The following is a 5,390-nucleotide window of genomic DNA, read 5'->3' as shown; positions in this document are numbered from 1 at the left end:
CCCCCCCCCCCCGGGGGGGCTTGAGCCCGTCGCGCAGTATCTTGGGGCGGCCCCGCTTGTGTGCCCCCCGCGCAGGGGGGTATGAGCCCGCGCCACCCGGGCAGCGCGGCGCACCACTGGCCGTGCTCCCCGCGCATGCGGGGAAGAGCCCGCCAGGGCGTTCACCTGCTACTCGGCGGCGAGGTGCTCCCCGCGCATGCGGGGATGAGCCCACCGGCCAGCCCCACGAGGCGTAGAGCAGCGCGTGCTCCCCGCGCATGCGGGGATGAGCCCCCCTACCATGGAGGCCTTCCCTCAAATGAGCACGTGCTCCCCGCGCATGCGGGGATGAGCCCTGCGCAAGCTCCCACGCATCGTCGAGGATCTCGTGCTCCCCGCGCATGCGGGGATGAGCCGGTGGGCGATCGCATCGTCACCGCCGGCGCCGAGTGCTCCCCGCGCACGCGGGGATGATCCCGGCTATATGACCGGCCGAGGCACCCCTCGCAAGGTTCGCTGCTTGTTCGAGGTTCGTTCGTATGACACGAAATATCCACAGCGGGCGCTACTCTCGGACCTACGGCCGTCACATCTGGCGATTCTGTCGGCCGTCTTTCCTGGGATGCTGCGCGATGAGACTGAATCTGGGGGTTCGGTGCTGAGCATGGCCACATTGTCGGCGTGGGCGAAGACTGATAGCGAAGGCGGAAGCCTCTCTCTGGTAAGGCATTTGGCTGATTCGGCCGAGGTGGCCAAGCTGGTGTGGGATCGATGGCTGCCCGCGCACACGCGCCGCCTGATCTCGGCCGGTCTGCCCGGTGGCGACCCGGACGGCCGGTTGCTCCTGTGCTGGCTGGCGGGCGTCCACGACATCGGAAAGCTCACTCCCGCGTTCGCGTGCCAGGTCCGTGAGCTGGCAGACACCATGGACGCCATGGGGCTGAAAATGCCTGGCGCACTGGGCAATCGAAGCATGCTTCCCCATGCCTTGGCTGGTCATCTCAGCGTGACGGACTACCTGGTCGAAGCAGGCTGGGACGCGGCGACGGCGACGACCTATGCGGTGGTGGTCGGTGGTCATCACGGGGTTCCGCCCGAGACTTCCGCGGCATACGGCGCACGTTCTCAGACCAACCTCCTCGGATCAGGGCCGTGGTTGCGATCTCGCCGTGAGCTGCTGCAATTCGTGACTGCCAGGACGGGGGCGGCGGATCGCCTGGATGCCTGGCGTGCGGTGCCGCTCTCTCCGATGCAGCAGTGTCTGATCACGGCGGCAGTGATCGTCTGCGACTGGATCGCCAGCAATCAGGATCTCTTCCCGCTCGACGAGGCCCGTGTCTCGAGTGAAGCCGCTCCGCTCGTCTGGCGAATGCTCGGCCTTCCCGGGCCATGGCAACCCTCCGCTGTGGAGATCGGGAGCGAGGCCGCCCGCCACCAGCTCGTCCGTCAGCGGTTCGGCTGGACGTCGTCTGTGCGCGCCCGCCCCCTGCAACTCGAGTGCGTGCGCATCGCCGCTGAGCTGTCCGAACCGGCGTTGATGGTCGTGGAAGCCCCGATGGGAGAGGGCAAGACGGAGGCAGCGCTCGCTGCCGCAGAGGTTCTGGCGCAACGGTTCGGATTCGGCGGAGTTTTCGTCGCGCTGCCGACCATGGCGACATCGGACGCCATGTTCGCCCGGGTTCGGCGCTGGGTCGACAACTTGCCCGATACCCCGTCCAGTATGTTCCTGGCGCACGGGCGGGCGGCGTTGAACCCGGAATTCGCCGCGTTGCGACGGGGTTTCGAATCGATCGGTGCCGACTGCTCCGACAGCCCCGTGATCGCACACGAGTGGCTGGTGGGCAAGAAGGGGCCATTGGCCAATATCGTCGTCGGCACCATCGACCAGGTGCTGAGGACAGCGCTCAAGACGCGCCATGTGATGCTGCGCCACCTCGCGTTCGCGAACAAGGTGGTGATCATCGACGAGGTGCACGCGGCGGACTCCTATATGTCGACCTACCTGTGCCGCACCCTGGAGTGGCTCGCCGCCTACGGCGTGCCGGTGATCCTGCTGTCGGCGACATTGCCCCCCGCACAGCGTGAAGCGCTGCTGCGCGCCTACCGCAGCGGACGTGGCGACCACGATCCGAAGGCCGTCGAAGTGGGTGGATATCCCTCGATCACGGTCTGGCCGAACCCGGAGCTCTGCTCGCAGGTCGCCCCGTCCGGTCGCTCCATCGACGGAATCGAGATCGAGCGGATCGGTGACGACCCGGACGATCTGGCCGGCCGGCTGGCCGCGGCCTCGCTCGAATCGGGCGGCGTGATGGGCGTGGTGTGCAACACCGTCGCACGTGCGCAGGAAATGTACGACGCACTGCTCGACGCCGGATTCGCCGAGGACGAATTGCTGTTGGTGCACTCCCGGTTCGTCGCGCATCACCGGGCAGCCTTGGAGGCGCGGCTGCGGGCACTGCTGGGGCCTGCCGGAGAAGCCCGACGGCCGCGCAGATTCGTGGTGGTCGGCACCCAGGTGATCGAACAGTCACTGGATATCGACGTCGATCTCTTGGTCACCGATCTGGCTCCGATGGACCTCCTGCTGCAACGTATCGGTCGCTTGCACCGGCACCACCGGGAGAACCGGCCGGCCTGGGTCGCGCGCCCGAGATGTCTCATGCGGGGTGCGTCATGGGAGTCCGCGCCGCCGGAACCCGCGCACGGCTCGCAGCGGGTCTACGGCCTGGCTCGACTGCTGCGTGCTGCCGCAGTGCTCGAAGCATTCCCGACGTTGACCGTTCCGACGGACGTGCCGGAGTTGGTATCGGGCGCCTACGCAGCCGACATCGTCGTTCCCGCGGTGTGGCGCGATGCTTTCGAGACAGCAGAAGCCCAATGGGAAGAAGCTGTCGAGAAACAGCGCCGAAAGGCCGAGGACTATCTGTTGTCCGGCCCGGATCGCCCGGACGGCAACCTCCTGGACTGGCTGGCCGGCCCGGCGGAGGATGTCGAAGGCGCCGGTGGCCAGGCGCAGGTCCGTGACGCGGAGGACAGCATCGAAGCGATCGTGGTCCAGCGGATAGGTGAGGCGCTGCATTCTCTCGGCGACACTCCCGGTGCCGAAGGATGTGTTGTCCCCACCGAGACAGCGCCTCCGGCGAAGCTCGCCAAGCAGATCGCGGCGAGCACCATTCGACTGCCCGCCTTCCTCTCGCGCTACGGCAATGCAGGCAAGGTGATCCGAGTGCTCGAGCACAACTGGTATCCCGGGTGGCAGCAATCGCATTGGCTGAAAGGCGAACTCGTGCTGGAACTGGATGAGAAAGGGGAGGCCGAGATAGCCGGTCACCGATTGACCTACGACATCAGGCGTGGACTCCTGGTCACCGTTGCCGAGGGAGGGCGATGACCGCGAAGCCGACTACGACCGAGCGGGGTTCGGATGAAGGAAATTCCTTCGACCTGCTCGAAAAGCCGTGGATTCCGGTGACCGACCATGGCGGTCGAGTTCAGGAGCTCTCCATCCGCGCGGTTCTCGGCAGAGCCGCCGAGTTCGCGGCACTGGGTGGTGAGCTGCCGACGCAGGAGTTCGCGATCCTGCGGTTGCTGCTGGCGATCCTTCATCGCAGCATCGCACACCGAGTGACCGAACCGCGGCGCACCTGGCAGGAGCTGTGGAACGAGTGGCCGACCGAGGACATCGAGCGCTACCTCGATTCCCACCGTGATCGCTTCGATCTGCTCCATCCGCAGACGCCCTTCTTCCAGGTGCCGGGCCTCCGCTCCGGCAAGGACGCCGTCAGCTCGTTGGACAAGGTCATCGCCGACGTTCCCAATGGAGCCAAGTACTTCACCACCCGCGCCGGTGAGTCGATCGAGCGGATCGGGTTCGCCGAGGCGGCGCGGTGGCTCGTCCATGTCCACGCCTTCGACCCGTCGGGTATCAAGACCGGCGCCGACGGTGACCCCCGGGTCAAGGGTGGCCGCGGGTATCCGATCGGTGTGGCCTGGTCGGGGTGTCTGGGCGGGGTCTATCTCGAAGGTGGAGATCTGCGGCGCACCTTGCTGCTCAACCTGGTGCTCGCCGACCTCAACGGAGCCCCATTCGCGCACGACGACGCCCCGCCGTGGGAGCGAGAACCGCTGGGGCCGCGCGTTCGGGAAAGAGTCCGGCCGGGTGGCACGAAGCCGGTCGCCGACCCGAACCCTTGTGGTCCGGTCGACCTGTACACCTGGCAGAGCCGCCGAGTCAGGCTCGTCGCGAGCGGTGGCGCGGTGACCGGAGTCGTCCTGTGCAATGGCGACCCGCTGGAGCCGTTCAACAAGCACCTGCTCGAGCCGATGACAGCATGGCGCTACAGCGAGATCCAGTCGAAGAAGGCAGGGGAGTCGAGGCACTACCCCCTGCTGCACGACCCCGACAAGTCGCTGTGGCGCGGCTTGCGGTCGCTTCTCGGTGACGTGGCGAGCACTACCCCGCTCAGCGGACGGGCAATCGCGCCGGGCGTCGTGGAGTGGGCAGTGAAACTGATTGCCCATCAAGCGCTTCCGGCTGACGAACCGGTCCGGCTGCATGCGGTCGGGATGCAGTACATCAACAATCAGTCGGTCGTGGGCGAGATCGTCGACGACGCGATCGGATTCCCGGCCGCGGTGATGTCTCCCGACCCCCAACTCCGAACGTGTGCGGTGAACGCGGTGCAGGTCGCGGAGGCGGCGGTGGATGCGCTCGGCAGTCTGGCCGCCGACCTGGCCGCGGCAGCGGGCGGTGAAACCGAGGGCGTGCGGGCACGCGTCCGTGAGGAAGGCTTCTTCGCGCTCGAGGCGCCGTATCGGCGCTGGTTGCGTGAACTCGATCCGCTCGATTTCGACTTCGATGCCGTGGCCACCGAGTGGGAGAGGACGGTCCACCGGATCGTTCGCCGACTGGGGGAGGAACTCGTCTCCACCGCGGGCCGACCCGCTTGGGTCGGTCGTTCGGTGCGGGAGCAATGGCTCGATTCGAGCATCGCCGACACGCGCTTCCACCAGAGACTCCGTCGATGCCTTCCCTCTGCATTCCAGACCCGCACGGCCACTTCCGAACAGGAGGAGACAGCGAATGACGAGCTCGTCCCCGTCGCGTTCTGACCGCGAAACGGCGTTGGCAGGCTACGTCCGCACCAGAGTGGCGGGCATGCAGGACCGTTACCGCAATGGCGACGGCGAGGCTCTCGCCGCGATGGCGCGCCTACGACGGGGCGTGACCACCGCCCCCGGCCGCGGCCCGGCGCGGGGGGGGGGGGGAAGTGGAGGCCAGCCGGGCCAGCAACGCGGCGTAGGCGGCGTGCAGCACCATGAACGAGGAGACGTTGTGCGCGCGGGCCAGATCGGCGACGGCGGCGGTGAGGTCGGCGGAGAGATCGAACTCCACCGTGGCGCCGCGCCCG

The 5,390-nt window shown here is 67.5% G+C and carries 3 protein-coding genes; 2 read left to right on the top strand and 1 reads right to left on the bottom strand.

Features of this window, described 5'->3' with window-relative positions:
* The first annotated feature begins 643 nt into the window (after positions 1–643).
* Both cas3 and casA read left to right on the top strand, forming a co-directional pair.
* On the top strand, positions 644–3,370 hold the full coding sequence (cas3, locus tag QH283_RS25705) for a CRISPR-associated helicase Cas3' (protein WP_280505515.1): 2,727 nt from the start codon (positions 644–646) through the stop codon (positions 3,368–3,370).
* Entirely contained in the window at positions 3,367–5,091 is a 1,725-nt protein-coding gene (casA, locus tag QH283_RS25700) for a type I-E CRISPR-associated protein Cse1/CasA (RefSeq protein ID WP_280505514.1), read from the top strand. The genes cas3 and casA overlap by 4 nt, the downstream gene beginning before the upstream one ends.
* Positions 5,092–5,191: 100 nt before the next feature.
* Here casA and QH283_RS25695 read toward each other — a convergent pair.
* A partial coding sequence (locus QH283_RS25695) for a hypothetical protein (protein ID WP_280505513.1) occupies positions 5,192–5,390 on the bottom strand: 199 nt, incomplete at its 5' end.

The organism is Nocardia farcinica (assembly GCF_029867845.1).
In the GTDB taxonomy this organism is placed as follows: domain Bacteria; phylum Actinomycetota; class Actinomycetes; order Mycobacteriales; family Mycobacteriaceae; genus Nocardia; species Nocardia farcinica_A.
The sequence above is the reverse complement of the archived record's forward strand: the minus strand, read 5'-3'. Positions and strand labels throughout refer to the sequence as shown.

Coding starts and splice junctions, on each gene's coding strand:
- cas3 (WP_280505515.1), top strand. CDS start 644: ATGGCCACATTGTCGGCGTGGGCGAAGACTGATAGCGAAGGCGGAAGC.
- casA (WP_280505514.1), top strand. CDS start 3,367: ATGACCGCGAAGCCGACTACGACCGAGCGGGGTTCGGATGAAGGAAAT.